The following is a 17,605-nucleotide window of genomic DNA, read 5'->3' as shown; positions in this document are numbered from 1 at the left end:
TAAAATAATTAAAGCGCTTCAATTTCAGCAACAGCCTGAGAAAAGTCCCCCAACTCCATTTCTAAGCACTCTTTTTCATCTTGCCAGTTCACTCCGATAATAACACCATCTTCATGTAAATCAGCAATCCAAAACTCTAACCAATCTGACAAGGTTATTTTGGCTGGTTGATAGTCTTGCCATTCATCAAAGCAGTGCTCTTGAGCAAGTTCACTGCTTGACCAAAGAGGCATTACTTCAGATTCTTCATAATTAATAGAATCAAGAACAACCCAGTCACCGCTAGACTTATCTTGTAAAGCCCATATGGCTTGATTTGGTTTAACATCAGCTAAAAATGTCGCTAATACTTGCGTATGTTCTGCCATAGTAAAACTCATAAAAGGAAGTTACATCATTATAGACAAAATTTTTATCTACAGCATAGCTAAATACAAGGTATTTAAACAATTCTGAATATATGAAGACAATAGTCAGTGATAACTACTGTTAAAAGTAGTTATCACTAATTTACACTACCACCACGTAGCGTATAAAATACAAAGAATAACGGTCACCCCCAGTGCTGCTATATTGAATGAACTGTTGGTAGCAAAGCTAACACTTTCAACATCAACACTGTTATCAGTACAGGTTGCTTTACTAAATTTCGAAACAACAATTGCAAGCACTAAACAAAGCAAGAACACTAAACCTATTCTGTCCATAAATGGCAATTCAGGCCAAAGCACTCTTAAAGCGAAAGAGAATAACGCAGAACCAATCGCTGCAGCTAAAGCTCCTTTAGAAGTAGTTTTTTTCCAAAACATACCTGTTAAGAAAATCACCACGATACCAGGTGTAAATACGCCGGTGAATTCTTGAATATATTGGAACGCTTGATCAAACTTACCTAACAACGGCTCCGCCATGAACAGTGCGATAATCAAGCTAACTAAAGTTGCTACACGACCGATATAAACATAATGCGTCTGTGACTTATTAGGCTTTATCTGCTTGTAAATATCCATGGTGAATATTGTTGAAATACTATTAGTCATCGAAGCAAGTGAAGAAACAATTGCAGCAACTAACGCAGCAAATACTAATCCCTTAATTCCAACAGGCATTAACGACATCATTGATGGGTATGCTTGATCCGGTGTAGTTAAATCAGGGTATAACACAACGGCTGCGATACCAGGCAAAACGACAATTAGTGGCATTAAAAGTTTTAAGTAGGCGGCAAAAGCGATACCTTTTTGAGCTTCTTGAATATTTTTCGCTGCTAATGCACGTTGAATAATATATTGGTTGAACCCCCAATAACTAACATTCATAACCCACATACCACCAATTAATACTGATATACCTGGTAAACTCATATAGTTACTATTATCACTAGATAAAATCATATCAAAGTGACCTGGTAATTTATCAGTTAAAATACCAAAGCCTGCAAGAACACCTGCACCATCAGCGACTTTATCTAAAGCTAAGTAACTTAATAGTAAGCCACCAAATACTAATAATACCACTTGTAAAATATCGGTATAAGCAACAGCTTTCAAACCGCCGTATAATGAATAAGCAATTGAGAATATGGCTAAGAAAATCATACCAAACATCCAATCTATGCCTGCAACTGTTTCTATCGCTAAACCACCTAACCATAAAACTGCAGTTAAATTAACAAAGATGTAAACAGCTAACCAAAATAACGCTAACGTTGTTTTAACTTTATTATCAAAACGTTGCTCTAAATATTGAGGCATAGTGAATATTTCATTCTTCAAAAATATTGGCAGTAAATATTTACCCACTAAAATTAATGTTATCGCCGCCATCCATTCATAGGAGGCAATTGCCAAACCAATGGCATAACCAGAACCAGACATACCAATGATTTGTTCGGCCGATATATTTGAAGCAATAAGCGAAGCACCAATTGCCCACCAGGGTAGTGATTTGCTCGCTAAAAAGTAATCTTCTGTGTTTCGTTCATGGTTTTTTTCATTGCGTGATATGTACAAGGCAAGCAAAAGCAAACCACTGACATAGGCAATAAAAATAGAAATATCTACTGTATGTAACATCGTTTTTATTCTCTTATTGTTATATTTATCTTGCTGTTAATTATTTGAAATTAAGACTATAAACTAAATGCACCGTGTTCTGCAGTACAAATAAAAATACTTGGTTCTATCCCTGTTTTCTTAACATAATACTCTTGAACAACTTGCTCAGCTTGCGTTTGTATAGCTTTAGGCAAAATTGCAACAACACAACCACCAAAACCGCCACCTGTCATTCTAACGCCACCTTCTTCTTTTACAACACGACTTAATATCTCAACCAAATAGTCTAACTCTGGCGTAGTTACCTCAAAATCATCTTTTAATGAACGATGAGACTGAGCCATCAAATAACTTAATCGTGCCATATTATTGGTATTAAGTGCTGTTAGTGCTTCAAGTGTTCGCTCACTTTCTGAAATAACATGATGAGCTCTTTTATATAATTCTTCCGCTAAATTGTGCTTTTCTTCATTTAGCTCTGCTAAGGAAACATCTCTAAGGGCTGAGCGGTTAAAATGTTTAGCAACCGCTTCACATTGCGCTCTACGAGTGTTGTATTCACTTGAAACCAGCTCTCGCTTTACATTGGAATTCACTATCATCAATGCCATATTTTCAGGTATTTTCGCAAACTGGTAACTTAAATCTCTGCAATCAAGCAGCATAGCGTGAGATTTTTTGCCTAAGGCAGATATTAACTGATCCATAATTCCGCATTGACAACCGACAAAGTTATTTTCAGCTTTTTGACCTAATTTAGCGGCATCAATACCTGGTAACGGTATGTCAAATAAATCTGATAATGCTTTTAATAATGCTATCTCAAAAGCAGCTGAAGAACTTAATCCTGCACCTTGAGGCACATTGCCACTGATTAAAAGGTCTACCCCCGCAATTGTGGTATTTGGCTGTGAAGATTGAATGAACTTAACCAGCTCTATAATGGTACCCCGAACATAATTACTCCAAGTATTCTTGTCGTCAAAAGCAATTTGGGACAAATTAAAACTCACTCGCTGATTATCAATATCTATCGCCGTAACATTAATAACATCATCTTCTCTTTTAGCAGCGAGTACGTGGGTACCAAAATTAACTGCGGCTGGTAAAACAAAACCATCATTATAATCCGTATGATCACCAATTAAATTAACTCGACCAGGTGCATAAGCGACGACTTCTGCATCTTTAGCGTATGCGGTATTAAATTGCTTTAAAAGCGATTGCTGCTTTGTCATATTATTGCTCACTTTTATAATGAATAGCTGATACTTCTTTTAAGCGCATTGCTGCTTGTTCTGGTGTAATATCTCGCTGAGCTTCTGCCATCATTTCATAACCCACCATAAACTTTTTGATTGTGGCATTTCTTAACAACGGCGGATAAAAGTGCGCATGTAAAGTCCATTCTTCATGTGACTCTCCATCATGAGGAGCGCCATGCCACCCCATTGAATAAGGAAATGAGCAGTTAAATAAATTATCATAACGAATTGTAATCGCTTTAAGAATCTCTGCTAATGAGTGTTTTTGCTGCTGAGTTAATTCAATCATAGAAGCGACTTTAAAGCGTGGTAATAATAAAGTCTCAAATGGCCAGGCAGCCCAATAAGGTACAATAACTACCCAGTCATCATTTTTTACTACAACCCGTTCATCGGCAGTGATCTCACGCTCTACATAATCACTCAATAAACTACGTTTGTGAGTATTAAAATATTTGAGCAAATTTTCATGTTTAGTTTGCACCAAACTAGGCAGCTGATTTTGTGCCCATACTTGTCCATGAGGATGTGGGTTAGAACACCCCATAATGGAGCCCTTATTCTCAAAAACCTGCACCCATAAATATTTTTTAGATAAATCTTCAACTTGTTGCTGCCAAGTATCCACCACATCGGTAATTGCTGACACTGACAATTCAGGTAAACTTTTACTGTGATCAGGTGAAAAACAAATAACACGGCTTTCACCTTGAACCGCTTGCATAGTGAATAAGGGATCATCATTTATAGCATCAGGTGTGGTAGGCTTTAATGCAGCAAAATCATTTTGAAAAACATACGTATTTTCATAACTTGGATTTTTTTCGCCACTAACCCTTTCATTTCCAGCACATAAATAGCAATCTTTATCATAGGTTTCATTTTGCTGGGCTTGCTCTGATTCTACCTGGCCTTGCCAAGGACGTAATGCACGGTGTGGAGATAAGAGTACCCAATCTCCAGATAAAGGGTTGAACCGACGATGTGGATGCTCTGCGGGGTTAAAGCTCTCGCCTACTGATGCCTCACTTTGACTATTTTCTACGTTTATATTTGACAATTTACTGACCTTTCCAATTAGAGTTGGCAATACCAATTTCTAGCTTACGTTATTATGTCAGTATTTGAACATGAAGCTTTAGGCAAAACTTACGAAAATCAATACAGTTATTCCCAATTAATAACCTAAGCTTCTTCTAAACTCCAAAGGCGACATTGAAAAGCTACGCTGAAAAATATCGTAAAAACGACTAATGGATCCAAACCCCGCCTCTAGAGCAATATTTAACACCGCTTTATCTGTGTCAATTAAGAGTGCTTGAGCATGTTGTAACCTTAATTGGTTAATATATTGTTTTATAGATATATGCATAACACGATTAAATAATTTCATGGCATAGTTTTGATGTAAGCCCGTGGACTGGGCAACATCTGCTATGGAAATTTTTTCATCATAGTGCTCAGCAATAAATCTGAGCATCGTTTGTATATGCGATAAGCCACTGACTAAACTACGATTAGCTTTATATTCACCGTTTTCTAATGGATTAAAAGTACTATATTCTTCTATTGCTAAACGCTTCACTCTCGCCTGTATTTCACTGATTACTTGATACAAGATTGCTGAGATATTTTTATCAATATCCTTTTGCCAAGTTTTGGTAATCTCTACATCACTATCATGAAGGTTATTCGAGACAATAACTCCGCCATGAAGCAAGTTACTTACAAACTCATTAGGAAGCTTCCAAGTTAAAAAAGATTGCAAAGGTATGTATATATTTACAAGCTCTCCGTCCCCTTCAGTTGAGACCATTTGATGAGGGAAAGACGCCCAAAATATTAACATTCTCCCTTGAGGTACGCTGACATTTTGGCCGTTAATTAGATACTCAGCTGAGCAATTAAACAAATAGTTTATTTCGATATGGCCATGCCAATGGCTATGTTCCATCACTTTAGGAGCCATACGACGAAAGCCGAATTTATGATCTTGACCTTGAGCTGCTAAAGGCCCATGACCGTTAGAGAAGGCTATTTTATCTATCCAGTCCACTTAATTTACCTTAGGTCAAAAAATTGAGATTATATTGTATACAAAGATAAATAAAAGGCAATAGTTAAACTTTTCCACCACTCTTGGCGTTGAACAAAAAATAAACTGATTAAACAACTAGTTAGTATTAAAACCAGTAGTTCATCTATAAATAAAAACTATATTGCATTCCTTTAAGACATTTCTTAAAAATAGTGTATTATCGAGATACTTTTTACTATGTGTAAGGAACACTGTTTAAAATGTTTAACTACTCTTCAAATAAGAATATCTCTGCTGTAGAGGCTCTTTCTCAAGCGCAGTACATTGCTTTTTCGCCTTTTATATTTCAAGCAACAGCCACATTAAAAGATTTAAACATTTTAGATACTATAGAAGACGCTGGTAAATTGGGGATATCACTAAACGAAATAGCCACCAAATGTGAGCTGTCTGATTACGGCGTAAAAGTCTTGCTTGATTTTGCCCTAAGCATTGGCGTTATCAGTCTAAAAGAAAATAACTATTTACTTAGTAAAGTCGGATATTTTTTACAAAATGATGAAATGAGTAAAGTTAACTTTGAGTTTAACCAACATTTTTGTTATCAAGGTTTAGAACACCTTTCAGAGGCAATTAAAAAAGGTAAGCCCGAAGGATTGAAAGTATTCGGAGAATGGCAAACCCTTTATCCTGCACTTACCTCTTTACCTGAAAAAGTAAGTAAAAGTTGGTTTGATTTTGACCATTACTATTCAGATCACGCATTTGATGAAGCTTTAAAAGTAGTTTTTAAAAATAAACCTAGCACTCTCCTTGATATAGGTGGCAACACTGGTCGGTGGTCTTTAAAATGTTTAGCACACGATAAAGATGTCAACATTGTAATTATGGACTTAGCGGAACAACTTGCAGTGGCCACTAAAAATATCGAAACAGCAGGCTTTAGTAACCGATTTACACCTTACCCGTGTAATATGCTCAGTGAAAATCAAGAGCTATATCAAGGAGCTGATGCTATTTGGATGAGCCAGTTTTTGGATTGTTTCTCGCCCAAAGAAATCACAAATATTTTATTAAAAGTTAAACACAGTATGCAGCCAGAAACTAAGCTGTATATCATGGAAACTTTCATAGATAGACAAAAATTCGAAGCGGCAAGCTTTAGTTTAAATGCAACATCTCTTTATTTTACTTGTTTTGCTAACGGTAACAGCCGCATGTATGAGTCAAACGACATGATTTCATTAATTGAAAGTGCTGGTTTAACAATTACTGAGCAAATAGATCAAGTTGGATTAGGTCACACATTATTAGTTTGTAGTGCTTAATTTAATTGACGGTTCTTCATTAACATGCCGCTATACGGATATGTTTTGAAGAACCCGATTAGCTTTTACTTTCCTAAGTTCCCTAGAAATAACCGTGTTATGCACAACAAGCTGTCTTTGTTGCTTACTTTCAAACCAACCTCAAAATTCTTATCTGATTATTAAAAGTAACAGAAGTAAAAATCTACTCTAAGTATTTCTCAAGACCCACTCCATAGGGCCAGAGAAGACAATCTTTATTACCACGCAATAACAGGTCAACCTCTTACGCATCCACAAAACCACTTTCGCATTAGTTTTTCTAATGCGAGGTGATATTTTTTTTAGTTTGTCAAAATATTAAGAACTGATTAAACTGCACTTGTTTTCTGAGTTAGCGCAATGTGACTTCTCCAACTCCCACCGAGAGTCCATTAACTTAGAAATTTAGAATTGATAGTAGCTATCTTTTCTCTCTGACATGTTTCTTGGAAATTTTAACTTCCTTCTATCAACTTGATATTTAAGTTGGCCCGCACTAGATTGATGCGGGCTTTTTTTTGTCTAAAATTTATTATTAAGATCTGCGCTGTTGGCTAATATGAGTTAGAAAGAAAAAAGTTCTCAAAGCTAATTCATTGTTTTGAAAACCTAATCTAATTAATATTAACGTTAAATTTGACCTAATACTTGAGCAGGTTCTACTTTTGTAGCTTTCCATGCAGGGTATAAGGTGGCAATCAAACTTAATACCAGTGCAACAGCAACTGTCATATAGACATCACTCACCTGTAACAAACTTGGAAGATAGTTGATAAAGTAAACATCGCTAGATAATAATTCAACATTAAAAAATTGCTCAATATAAAACATGGCATTAGAAATATTATGAGCGATTAATACACCTAAAGCAGTCCCAATGACACAGCCTAAAATACCATTTACAGCACCTTGAATGACAAAGGTCAACATAATCGTACTCGACTTTGCTCCCATAGTTTTTAATATAGCAATATCACCTTTTTTCTCATTCACAGCCATGATTAACGTTGAAACGATGTTAAAGCTCGCTACAGCGATAACTAACACCAAAACAATAAACATAACTAATTTGACTAACTGAATGTCATTAAAAACATGCCCCTGTGAACGAGTCCAATCTGAGATATAGACATAATGTTTAAAATCGTAAGCAATTTTTTTTGCTAATGCACGGGCATTAAATACATCAGAGGTTTTTATGCGAATAGCATGAGTTTCACCTTCTTGATAATTCATCACCGCTCGTCCCTGAGCAATAGGAATGTAAGCTAAAGTATCATCTATGGTGCCACCAAATTTGAATATTCCAACAACTTCCACTTGCTGAGTTCTAGGTGAAGAAAAACTATCACTAAAGTTATTATTTTGTATCGGTGCGGGTAATAGTAGCTGTAATTTGTCACCTAATTTAGCGTTTAATTTATTAGCGACGCCATTACCTAATACAATGCCTGACTTTTGCTCTGATAAGTATTGCCACTTGCCTGTGGAGACATACTGTTCAATACTCGATACTTGTTGCTCCAGTTTTGGATCAACAGCTCTCACTTCGACTGCTTTTAATGCCGTTTTGTGTTGTAGCATTCCTGCCATTTTTATCACAGGAGCAACCGCCAATACATTTTCTTGCTCTGTTAATCTTTTTACACTTTTAGGCCAATTTTTAATCGGGTCATTTACACTTGTTAATTCAATGTGAGGCACAATGGAGAGCAACTTATTTGTTAACTCTCTTTCAAAGCCATTCATTACACTTAGAACAACAATAAGCACCATCACACCTAGCGCTATGCCCACAGTTGATGAGGCTGAAATAAATGCAGAAAAACCGCTACCATGACGACTTCTTACATACCTCCAGCCAAGAAAGACACTTAACGGTTTAGCCATGCACAGATTCACCTTCTTGTGATATATCAGAACTCACCGAACCTGAAGCTTTTACTACATTTTCATTGACACTGCTTAAATCAATATTAACCAGCTTTCCCTTATCTAGCTTCACTTGCCTATCCATACGTTGTGCAAGATTCAAATCATGGGTCACTACAACAAAGCTGGTTTTAATGTCTGCATTTAAACTACGAATCAATTGATATATTTGCTCAGCCGTTTCACTGTCTAAATTACCCGTAGGTTCATCGGCTAAAATCAAAGAGGGTTGAGTCACTAATGCTCTTGCAATGGCTACGCGCTGACGTTCACCGCCTGATAGTTGTGAGGGTCTATATTGAACTCTATGACTAAGACCAACTTTACTTAACATCTCTTGTGCTTTCATTAATGAACTTTTCGCACTATCACCTCTGATCATAAGCGGCATTGCGACATTTTCAACGGCACTAAACTCCATCATTAGATGGTGAAATTGATAAATAAAACCAATGTGCTCATTTCGAAAATTAGCTCTTTGCTCATCAGTTAATTTATGTATATCCGTGCCATTAATATAAACATGCCCGCCGCTGGGCATATCTAAAGCGCCAGCTAAATGCAAAAAGGTACTTTTTCCACATCCAGAACTACCTACCAGCGCAAGTAATTCTCCCTGTTCTACAGATAAGTTCAGTTGATGCAAAACAGGGGTTTCTATCTCACCTTGTTTGTATGACTTAGACAACTGACTACATTCTAATACCTTAGTCATTTACACTTTCCTCTTTTGCATAATTTTTCTGATTTACTTTACATTTATTAGAAAGCTTATTCATTTCTTAGCACCTCGACTGGCAAGGTATTAGCGGCTTTATACGCGGGATATAAGGTTGCAACAAAACTCATAATTAAAGCAGAAAGCACAATAACAATAACATCAGAAGCTACCAAGTTAACGGGCAAAGTTTGCACACCAACACCAAGCAAACTTACCCCTAGAAACGCTAAAATACTATTGAGATTTATCGTCAATAAAATACCTAAAGCACTACCTATAAAGACACCCCATAAGCCGTTCACCATGCCCTGCGTTATAAAAATTTTCACTACATCAATTCTTTGCAAACCTAAGGTTCTTAATATGCCGATTTCACCCTGCTTATCGATAACGACCATAACCAATGCAGATACGATATTAAATGCAGCAACGGCAACAATAAGGCTTAACATCAACCACATCATGTTTTTTTCCATTTTAACCGCTGAAAATAAAACCCCTTGAGTTTGATCCCAAGTCGTAATATTCATCTTTTGAAATTCTGTATTCTTTAATAAAGACTGCGCCACTATTTTTTCATTAAATGCATCATCTAAATACAAACGTAAACTATCAATACCATCTCCTTTTCGTCGTAATAGTTTCGCACCATAATTACTATGAATATAAATCATAGCGTCATCAACTTGAGAGCCTACGTTAAAAATGCCACTTACTGTAAACACTCTTTGCACAGGAACACGTCCCATGGGAGTAAATACCGTTTTGTTGGGTAAAATAAGCCTCACTTCTTCTCCAACACCAATCCGTAAATTATTAGCAAGAGATTCTCCTAATACCACTGAATAAGGTTGCTTAGATAAATCAGATAATTGTCCTGAAACCATATGAGTATTAATAATGTTCTCTTTCTCATATTCCGGTAAAATTCCTTGTAGCATTACACCTTGTAAGCTTGTGGGAGACTGGATTAACGCTTCGGTTTCAATAAAGGGTGTGACTTGCTTAACATGAGGCTCTTTTAGCAACGCCTCTCTTTTTTCATGCCATGAAAAGTTTTGCGGCGAATGAGTAATATTTTGTGTTGATACCACAACATGCGGAATAATACCTAATATCCGTTTTTTCAACTCCCCTTCAAATCCATTCATAACTGAAGAAACAGTAATTAATGATGCAACGCCTAATAAAATACCTGCAATAGAGAAGAATGTAATGAAAGAAACAAAGCCGGTATGACTTCTGCTTCGACTATAACGAAGACCAATGAAGATACTAAGAGGTTGAAACATCGAAGTGAATTGCTTAAAAAATTTAGAATAAAATGTGGCTGTTAGCATAACACAATCAAAATAATTATCGGAGTAAATTAGCTTTAGGGATTCTTAAAGCAGCTCGAATCTGCTATAAATTTGTTAATATTTATGTAATTTCAACAATTCGCTGTTCAAAGGGATAAACTCATCCATATGACTACAAAATCTTTAGAAGAAAAACTAGCCCAATATCATGAATTCTTTGCTATTGAGCATAACTTCAGCATCAATTTAGTGTCAATTTCTTCTAACATCAAAAGTTATGAGCAGTTTATTGCCCATATGCCTATGCCATTTAAACTCGCAAGTGAAGTCTCCACGATTGATCAAGCCGCTTTAAGGCCATTACAGGGGTTATCTTCTTCTGCTGGGCAGTTAGTCGACTTCCTTAATCTTCAGTCACAAAAAATTGATTTACTCATCGGTTATATATTGAGCCAACAAGACGATGACGAGTCTAGATTCAAAGGGATTGAATTTGGTGGTGGGGGTATAAAGTTTATTTCTGACCAAGCAATTGAGGTAGAACAACTTATTGAAATGAAAATATTCTTACTTGATGAGAATTGTGCTGTGTATTGTATTGGCGAAGTTATTGAAAGTCAGAAAATTAACAATACTTACCACCAAAAAGTGACTTTTCATTTCATTAGAGAAGAAGATAGAGAATCGTTAGTAAGAACCAGTTTACATATTCAATCAAAACAATTACAAAAACTCGCTCAGCAACGCAACAATGAACATGATAAAAAGTAATTAGGGTATAAAAATATTACTACATTATCTAAAACAAAAAACCAGTACTTTGTAAGTACTGGCTTTTTTAGCACGTCTAAATGAATTAAACGCAAATACGATCGAGTGTTTGATCGACATCTGATGCTGTTTTCTGTTGCAGCTGAGCATCTGCAGAAACAGAAGATAGCCCGTCATTTATTTCCCTACTTAACGAAACTACCGCCATCATATTATCATTAATAGAAGCTGTTGCGGCTTGCTGCTCTTGCGTTGAATGAGCTATTTGTGATGTTAAATTATCTAAATCTTGGAAGGCCTCACCAATTTGCTCTAATGCCACTACCACTTCTGCTGAATGAGATAAACTATCTTTTGTTAATGCCTGTCCTCGCCCAATAGACTCCACAGCATTAGTTGACTTCTCTTGTAACCCTTCTACCATAGATTGAATTTCAACGGTAGATTCTTGAGTTCTATGTGCAAGAGCTCTTACTTCATCTGCAACTACCGCAAAGCCTCTGCCCTGCTCTCCAGCTCTTGCCGCTTCGATAGCAGCATTTAATGCCAATAAATTAGTTTGCTCTGCAATCCCCCTTATCACATCAAGTACAGAACCAATTCGTGCACTCTCCTCTTGTAATAATGAAAGCTCTGCGGCCATTGAATCCACTTCACTCGCTACTGATTCAATTGTTTTTTGGCTCGTATTAGAAGAGTTAACTCCTTGACCTAAAGTTGACATTACTGAGCTACTGGTTTCACTAACTTGTCCAGCATTGGTTGTTAACATCGCCGAAGTACTAGCGATTTCTTCAATTGAGTTGGCCATCTGTTCAACTTGATTTACTGACTCATCAACCGTTCGTACTGAAGTAGACATTTGGGCACTTAACTGATTAGCTCCTTGGCTTAATGCATTAGATTCTTTTCTAATTTCACTAACCACTTCAGACAGATCAGAAATAAAGTCACTGAGTTCATTCACAACCTGAGCGAAGTCATCATTATTCTTATCTTGTAACGGTTCTGAAGGGGCTTGTTCAGTACTAACAACAACATCTAAATAGTCTTTCAGCACACTTATTCTTTGGGTTAATTGCTGTGATGAAAATACATAACTGGCTAAGGATTGAATAACAAGTAAACCAATCACAATACCTATTACCGTATTTTTGCTAAGTTCATTCGACGAAAATAGCAACATCAGAATGAACAAAAAACCAACGATGAGCGACGGTAGTAATAATTTTACTGATAGCTTGTTAAACATAAATAAATCCAATTGGTTATTAGCTAATTATTTTTGATAAGATAACTTACCTATACCAGCTTAATTTTTCTAGTGTTTTTTAACAAGCACTGGATATAAGGATAAATATGTCAATTATAGCCATTTTGATAATCATTATAGCAGTGGGCGTTATAGCCGGGGGAGTTCTTCTGTTAAAACAGTCTGCCAAAAAATTTAATTTAACCGACGAACAATTAACAAAAATTAAAGCTCGCAATAAAGAAATCGAGCAAGAAGAAAAGGAACAAGACTAAAGTATTTAAAGTATTACCTTAACTACGATAAATCGTTTTAATTAAATGGAAACCAAATTTTGTTTTTATCGGGCCATGTATCGTCAAGATAGGCTTTTTAAATACGACATCATCAAAAGCTTTGACCATTTGGCCTCTTCTGAATTCACCAAGATCGCCGCCTTTTTTCTTAGACGGGCATATAGAGTGTTTTTTTGCCAATAAAGCAAAATCAGCTCCTTTATCCAGTTGCTTTTTAAGCTCTAATGCCTGCTTTTCTGTTTTTACTAAAATATGTACTGCACTTGCTGTTGCCATATAATTCTCGTTAAAAATACTGTCTGTGACTCATAGCAAGCTATTATAACTCAATCAATTTGCTATATTGAACATACTAAAGAAAATTTGTAATTTGCATTACAAATAATTACTTTTACTATATAGCATAGTGACATAAAATGTCATCAATCTTACATTTACGACGAGTTTGACATAAAGGTAAATCATGACAATTAAACATTTATTTAAGAACAACAAAGAGTGGGCTGAAAAAATTAACCAAGAAGACCCAAACTTTTTTAAAAGTTTATCACTGCAACAAGCCCCAGAATATCTTTGGATAGGTTGCTCAGACTCTCGTGTTCCTGCAAATGAACTTCTCGGCATGCAGCCTGGTGAAGTCTTTGTTCACCGAAATATAGCTAACCAAGTGATCCACACCGATTTAAACTGTTTATCAGTAATTCAATATGCTGTTGAAGTACTTAAGGTTAAACATATTATTGTTTGTGGCCATTACGGTTGTGGTGGTGTTGCAGCAGCATATCATGATGAAAGCTACGGACTCATCGATAACTGGTTGCGTCATATTCAAGATGTTTATCGGTTCCATCAAGACAAAATGGATAAGGTAGCCAATGAAGAAGATCGCATTAGTTTATTGTGTGAATTAAACGTCATTGAACAAGTTGCAAATGTTTGCAACACAACAATATTAAGTAGCGCATGGAAAAGCAATCAAGACGTTACGGTTCATGGTTTTGTTTACAACTTACGTGATGGTATTTTAAAAGATCTTGAAGTATCTACTTGTAAAGCTTCTTAAAAGCTTCTTAAAAGCTTCTTAAAAGCTTCTTAAAAGCTTTCATAATCTAAAAACACAAAAGCCAGCACTGATGAGTGCTGGCTTTTTATTATCTGCTAATGTCAGTGATTAAAGTACACCACGTTCCATCTGATTAAGTTCAATAGATTTAAATAATGTAGAGAAGTTGCCTTCACCAAAACCATTATCATCAACACGTTGAATCATCTCAATAAAAATTGGACCAAATAAATTTTTAGTAAATATTTGTAGTAAATAAGAATTTTCAGACTGACTATCTACTAAAATTTGATGCTCTCTAATTTTATCTTTATCTTCTTTAACCCATGGTACACGTTTGAAAATTTCATCGTAATATTCAGGTACGATATGTAAGGTATCAACGACATCTCTATCAAGCTTATCTAACGAATCAACTAAATCATCTGTTAAAAAGGCTAAATGTTGTACACCAGGTCCATTATATTCATCAAGATATTCATCAATTTGGTTATTATTAGTACCTTTACCTTCATTAATTGGAATACAAAATTTTCCACATGGTGACTGCAGTGCATATGAAACCAGCGCACTCTTAATGCCCTTGATGTCAAAGTATCTTACTTCAGTGAAGCCAAACACACCTTTGTAAAAATCTGCCCACTTCTCCATAGTGCCTTGATAAACATTATTTGTTAAATGGTCTACCGCAAGGAAACCTTTATCTTCTTTAATAACAGGCTCTTCATGTGCTTCAAAATCAGTATCATAAATACGTCCTTTGTTTACACCTTCACTAGCAAAATCATCGATGAAGTAAATTAAGCTATCGCCAATACCAAAAATTGCTGGGTATGGTAATTTATTAGCTTCATTGGCTGCTGATTTAGCGCCACGTTTTAACGCTTCTTCAAAGGCAAATCCTGCATCTTCAACACGCCAGCCCATAGAACAAATTGCGGGACCGTGGCTTTTTGCAAATTCTCTAGAAAAACCTGACTGCTCTCTATTTAATAAAAAGTGGATATCATTTTGATTAAAGTAATCTATATCTCTACCTTTAAACTTCTTCGTTTTTGAAAAACCAAAACCATAAAAAGCCTTCTCCATGAAATCAGAATCAGGCGATGCATATTCTGTAAATTCAATTCCGCATAACTTTAGTGGGTTCTTGCTATCAGTCATTTTGTCTCTCGTTTTGCAATATAGTTATAGTAATACAACTATTATTATGGTGAATTCGCCGAAGGAAAAGACTAAGGCCGACAAGGGCTGAAAGCTGCATGTAAAAGATAATGTACGTGAAAAAGCAGCAAAAAATATTCGACGACGATCAAAGCTGCACTATGGCTAGTCGCAAGGTGTAAAGAAATTAGCACACATAAAAGAATCAATGAAAATTCACACCGACAAACATCATTCGCTGTTTATTTTATACTACAGCTCTTGCTTTAAAAGTGAGCTTTGTCCTTAAAAGTAATATCCCTGATAGCCGCTATACTAAATGAACAGTGTGAAAATATTGAGTCAAACCTAACACTCAATGTCACATTGTAATAATTACCAGCAACAAAGCGCATTAAGACTGCTTTTTGGTGTTTGATAATTTGCAGCCATTTACTTCATAGGTAAATACATATGTTGGTGGACAACAGCTTAAACTGCGTATTTCAAAGGTATTTTAAAGTGATTTACGCTAATACTTTAAAACTTAAACAAGAAGTATTTAAAATACGTCACACAGTTTATTGTGAAGAATTAGGCTGGGAAACCATAAGTAGAAATGCTTTAGAGCAAGATGAGTACGATGACTTCTCCTATCACTTTTTAATAAGACACCAACCAAGTATAGAGTACATTGGCTGCGTAAGATTAGTATCACCTCAGTTTTTATCATTAAACCAGACATTACCCTGTGAGCTATTTTACCCTCAACAGGATGTGGCAAAAGCGATAAATCAAGTAAATGTATACTCTAGTGGTTATGGTGAAGTTTCCCGCTTAGCTATTTTGTCTAATTTTAGAAGGCGTAAAAGGGATTACTTAAGCCAGACAATCAATGGGGATGTTTTTAAATTATTTAATCCTGAAGATATTAGAGTAACCCCGTTAATTAGTATAGGTTTATATCTTTCAGTAATTGCCTGCGCCGACATACTCAATAATAAAGGATTATTTATAATGGCAGCACCTGCTTTAAGCAAAAAACTATCTAGGCTTGGCGCACCAATCAAACCAATATTAAACAAAGTAGAACATAAAGGAACTCGTCAGCTTAACTTTTTAAAAGCACAAGATATTCATCAAAGCTTAATTGGTGGTACCGCTGATCTTTACAACATGATTAAAGAAGATATCTTACAACAAATGAATGCTATTGAACGAAAAGTAGAGGAGATTGCTTGAGGTTAATCCCACAAGTCAGGTAATTAGTTAGCTTGTCAGTTCCCATTTTATCTTAAACAATATCGCAGGCTTTTTATCGTTTTTAAAGTGAGTACAAATTTGTAATCTGTCTGTTAAATATCCAAGTACTTTCATCACAAAAGTTAAATGTAAACATTGTTTCAAGTGAGATACTTATTCAACATCTAAAGGGTAAGCAATTGATAAGGTAAAGGGATAGAATCCGATTATTACAATCCCATAAATTGTTAACTTCGCCATAGGTGCAAAACTTAAAATTAAACAGAAACAGCACAAGCTATTGTTTATGCAAAGACTATAAATCAATATAAAAGTAAATCACTTCTTTGAATATTAACGTAGTAGAAGAAGCAGCAGCAGTCATCAACAATATTATTCTGGTAACGCATGCTAGTAAAAACTCTATAGAAAACCACTTTGATAAAAGCTTTGAGCTAGAAGCTCAATTAGAAAAACGAGTAAAGCGATCATTATTAGAAGAAGTTCGCTCGATTACCCCAAAAGGCACAACCATTATTTCTGTTCGTCAATCTAGTGCCCTTGGATTAGGCCATGCAGTGTTATGCGCAAAGCCCATTATTGGTGACAAACCATTTGCCGTATTATTACCAGATGTTCTTGTTGATAAATACCAATCAGATATGACTCGAGATAACCTTGCGCGCATGGTTCAACGTTTTGAAGAAACAGCTACTAGCCAAGTGATGGTTGAAGAGGTACCAAAACATGAAGTAAGTAGTTATGGTGTGGTAGATATTAATGGGCAAGATATTTCTCTTACTGGTTTTGCAAACGTTAAAAGAATGGTTGAAAAACCTGATATTGAAAAAGCTCCTTCTAACTTAGCAATTACTGGCAGGTATGTTCTCTCTGAAAAAATATGGGAGATACTCGAAAGAACAGCGCCTGGTGCCGGAGGAGAAATCCAGTTAACTGATGCTATGCATAATCTATTACGGAGTGAGCCTATGGAAACATACAAAATAGCAGGAAGAAGCCATGATTGTGGTAATAAACTCGGATATCTTCAAGCCAATATCGAATATTCATTACTAGAGCCTCAATTAGGGCAACAACTTAAACAGTTTTTAAAAACGTTAGTTGTTTAACCTATTTTAAAAAATATTCAACATGGCTAACTTGAAATTCGCACT

17 protein-coding genes are annotated in these 17,605 nt (G+C 35.7%); 6 read left to right on the top strand and 11 right to left on the bottom strand.

Annotation, left to right across the window (positions count from 1 at the left end):
* Window positions 1-8: 8 nt before the first annotated feature.
* The 5 genes from EPA86_RS12235 to EPA86_RS12215 form a co-directional block, all read right to left on the bottom strand.
* Window positions 9-368, bottom strand: coding sequence for a DUF2750 domain-containing protein (locus tag EPA86_RS12235; RefSeq protein ID WP_140604014.1), 360 nt, complete (start codon window positions 366-368; stop codon window positions 9-11).
* 147 nt (window positions 369-515) lie between these two features.
* Complete coding sequence (locus EPA86_RS12230) at window positions 516-2,075, bottom strand: sodium/sugar symporter (protein WP_140604012.1); 1,560 nt, start codon at window positions 2,073-2,075, stop codon at window positions 516-518.
* Between the two features lie 56 nt (window positions 2,076-2,131).
* The gene (galK, locus tag EPA86_RS12225; protein WP_140604010.1) at window positions 2,132-3,295 is read right to left on the bottom strand and encodes a galactokinase; all 1,164 of its coding nucleotides are present in this window, start codon (window positions 3,293-3,295) and stop codon (window positions 2,132-2,134) included.
* Between the two features lies 1 nt (window position 3,296).
* Window positions 3,297-4,382, bottom strand: a complete 1,086-nt coding sequence (locus tag EPA86_RS12220; protein ID WP_246058385.1) for a UDP-glucose--hexose-1-phosphate uridylyltransferase — start codon at window positions 4,380-4,382, stop codon at window positions 3,297-3,299.
* 117 nt (window positions 4,383-4,499) lie between these two features.
* A complete protein-coding gene (locus EPA86_RS12215; RefSeq protein ID WP_246058384.1) occupies window positions 4,500-5,378 on the bottom strand; it encodes a helix-turn-helix domain-containing protein in 879 nt (292 codons plus the stop codon).
* Window positions 5,379-5,620: 242 nt separating this feature from the next.
* On the opposite strand from EPA86_RS12215, the gene EPA86_RS12210 reads away from it, so the two are divergent.
* Window positions 5,621-6,688: a methyltransferase gene (locus EPA86_RS12210; protein WP_140604008.1), complete on the top strand. Its 1,068-nt coding sequence runs from the start codon at window positions 5,621-5,623 to the stop codon at window positions 6,686-6,688.
* A gap of 651 nt (window positions 6,689-7,339) precedes the next feature.
* On the opposite strand, the gene lolE is transcribed toward EPA86_RS12210, so the two are convergent.
* Genes lolE through EPA86_RS12195 form a run of 3 tightly spaced genes read right to left on the bottom strand, consistent with a single transcriptional unit; the run spans window position 7,340 to window position 10,654 of the window.
* Window positions 7,340-8,599 carry a lipoprotein-releasing ABC transporter permease subunit LolE gene (lolE, locus tag EPA86_RS12205; RefSeq protein ID WP_140604006.1) on the bottom strand — a complete coding sequence of 420 codons (1,260 nt, stop codon included), beginning with the start codon at window positions 8,597-8,599 and terminating at the stop codon, window positions 7,340-7,342.
* Window positions 8,592-9,356 carry a lipoprotein-releasing ABC transporter ATP-binding protein LolD gene (gene lolD / locus EPA86_RS12200; RefSeq protein WP_140604004.1) on the bottom strand — a complete coding sequence of 255 codons (765 nt, stop codon included), beginning with the start codon at window positions 9,354-9,356 and terminating at the stop codon, window positions 8,592-8,594. The genes lolE and lolD overlap by 8 nt, the downstream gene beginning before the upstream one ends.
* Window positions 9,357-9,412: 56 nt before the next feature.
* The gene (locus tag EPA86_RS12195; RefSeq protein ID WP_140604001.1) at window positions 9,413-10,654 is read right to left on the bottom strand and encodes a lipoprotein-releasing ABC transporter permease subunit; all 1,242 of its coding nucleotides are present in this window, start codon (window positions 10,652-10,654) and stop codon (window positions 9,413-9,415) included.
* Window positions 10,655-10,831: 177 nt separating this feature from the next.
* On the opposite strand from EPA86_RS12195, the gene EPA86_RS12190 reads away from it, so the two are divergent.
* Complete coding sequence (locus tag EPA86_RS12190) at window positions 10,832-11,434, top strand: PilZ domain-containing protein (RefSeq protein ID WP_140603999.1); 603 nt, start codon at window positions 10,832-10,834, stop codon at window positions 11,432-11,434.
* An 85-nt stretch (window positions 11,435-11,519) separates the two neighbouring features.
* Here the strand turns inward: EPA86_RS12190 and EPA86_RS12185 are convergent, their stop codons facing one another.
* The gene (locus EPA86_RS12185) at window positions 11,520-12,686 is read right to left on the bottom strand and encodes a methyl-accepting chemotaxis protein (protein WP_140603997.1); all 1,167 of its coding nucleotides are present in this window, start codon (window positions 12,684-12,686) and stop codon (window positions 11,520-11,522) included.
* A 107-nt stretch (window positions 12,687-12,793) separates the two neighbouring features.
* On the opposite strand from EPA86_RS12185, the gene EPA86_RS12180 reads away from it, so the two are divergent.
* Entirely contained in the window at window positions 12,794-12,961 is a 168-nt protein-coding gene (locus EPA86_RS12180) for a DUF2897 family protein (protein WP_140603995.1), read from the top strand.
* Between the two features lie 18 nt (window positions 12,962-12,979).
* On the opposite strand, the gene ppiC is transcribed toward EPA86_RS12180, so the two are convergent.
* Window positions 12,980-13,258 (bottom strand): peptidylprolyl isomerase PpiC, encoded by a 279-nt coding sequence (gene ppiC, locus EPA86_RS12175; RefSeq protein WP_140603993.1) that lies wholly within the window; start codon window positions 13,256-13,258, stop codon window positions 12,980-12,982.
* 184 nt (window positions 13,259-13,442) lie between these two features.
* Here ppiC and can point away from each other — a divergent pair, with 184 nt between their 5' ends.
* Window positions 13,443-14,045, top strand: coding sequence for a carbonate dehydratase (gene can, locus EPA86_RS12170; protein WP_140603991.1), 603 nt, complete (start codon window positions 13,443-13,445; stop codon window positions 14,043-14,045).
* Between the two features lie 108 nt (window positions 14,046-14,153).
* Here can and hppD read toward each other — a convergent pair whose 3' ends face one another.
* Window positions 14,154-15,209 (bottom strand): 4-hydroxyphenylpyruvate dioxygenase, encoded by a 1,056-nt coding sequence (hppD, locus tag EPA86_RS12165; protein ID WP_140603989.1) that lies wholly within the window; start codon window positions 15,207-15,209, stop codon window positions 14,154-14,156.
* Window positions 15,210-15,662: 453 nt separating this feature from the next.
* Here hppD and EPA86_RS12160 point away from each other — a divergent pair, with 453 nt between their 5' ends.
* Together EPA86_RS12160 and EPA86_RS12155 are read left to right on the top strand one after the other, a co-directional pair.
* Window positions 15,663-16,430: a PEP-CTERM/exosortase system-associated acyltransferase gene (locus tag EPA86_RS12160; protein WP_140603987.1), complete on the top strand. Its 768-nt coding sequence runs from the start codon at window positions 15,663-15,665 to the stop codon at window positions 16,428-16,430.
* Window positions 16,431-16,777: 347 nt separating this feature from the next.
* Window positions 16,778-17,560 (top strand): UTP--glucose-1-phosphate uridylyltransferase, encoded by a 783-nt coding sequence (locus EPA86_RS12155; protein WP_246058383.1) that lies wholly within the window; start codon window positions 16,778-16,780, stop codon window positions 17,558-17,560.
* Window positions 17,561-17,605: the final 45 nt, after the last annotated feature.

Source organism: Litorilituus lipolyticus (assembly GCF_006439335.1).
GTDB lineage: Bacteria > Pseudomonadota > Gammaproteobacteria > Enterobacterales > Alteromonadaceae > Colwellia > Colwellia lipolytica.
This window is presented reverse-complemented; position numbering and strand designations above follow the sequence as displayed.

Bases quoted from the DNA above. Each gene is read 5' to 3' on its own strand.
- EPA86_RS12235 (WP_140604014.1), bottom strand. From the start codon at position 368: ATGGCAGAACATACGCAAGTATTAGCGACATTTTTAGCTGATGTTAAA.
- EPA86_RS12230 (WP_140604012.1), bottom strand. From the start codon at position 2,075: ATGTTACATACAGTAGATATTTCTATTTTTATTGCCTATGTCAGTGGT.
- galK (WP_140604010.1), bottom strand. From the start codon at position 3,295: ATGACAAAGCAGCAATCGCTTTTAAAGCAATTTAATACCGCATACGCT.
- EPA86_RS12210 (WP_140604008.1), top strand. From the start codon at position 5,621: ATGTTTAACTACTCTTCAAATAAGAATATCTCTGCTGTAGAGGCTCTT.
- lolE (WP_140604006.1), bottom strand. From the start codon at position 8,599: ATGGCTAAACCGTTAAGTGTCTTTCTTGGCTGGAGGTATGTAAGAAGT.
- lolD (WP_140604004.1), bottom strand. From the start codon at position 9,356: ATGACTAAGGTATTAGAATGTAGTCAGTTGTCTAAGTCATACAAACAA.
- EPA86_RS12195 (WP_140604001.1), bottom strand. From the start codon at position 10,654: ATGTTTCAACCTCTTAGTATCTTCATTGGTCTTCGTTATAGTCGAAGC.
- EPA86_RS12190 (WP_140603999.1), top strand. From the start codon at position 10,832: ATGACTACAAAATCTTTAGAAGAAAAACTAGCCCAATATCATGAATTC.
- EPA86_RS12185 (WP_140603997.1), bottom strand. From the start codon at position 12,686: ATGTTTAACAAGCTATCAGTAAAATTATTACTACCGTCGCTCATCGTT.
- EPA86_RS12180 (WP_140603995.1), top strand. From the start codon at position 12,794: ATGTCAATTATAGCCATTTTGATAATCATTATAGCAGTGGGCGTTATA.
- ppiC (WP_140603993.1), bottom strand. From the start codon at position 13,258: ATGGCAACAGCAAGTGCAGTACATATTTTAGTAAAAACAGAAAAGCAG.
- hppD (WP_140603989.1), bottom strand. From the start codon at position 15,209: ATGACTGATAGCAAGAACCCACTAAAGTTATGCGGAATTGAATTTACA.
- EPA86_RS12160 (WP_140603987.1), top strand. From the start codon at position 15,663: ATGTTGGTGGACAACAGCTTAAACTGCGTATTTCAAAGGTATTTTAAA.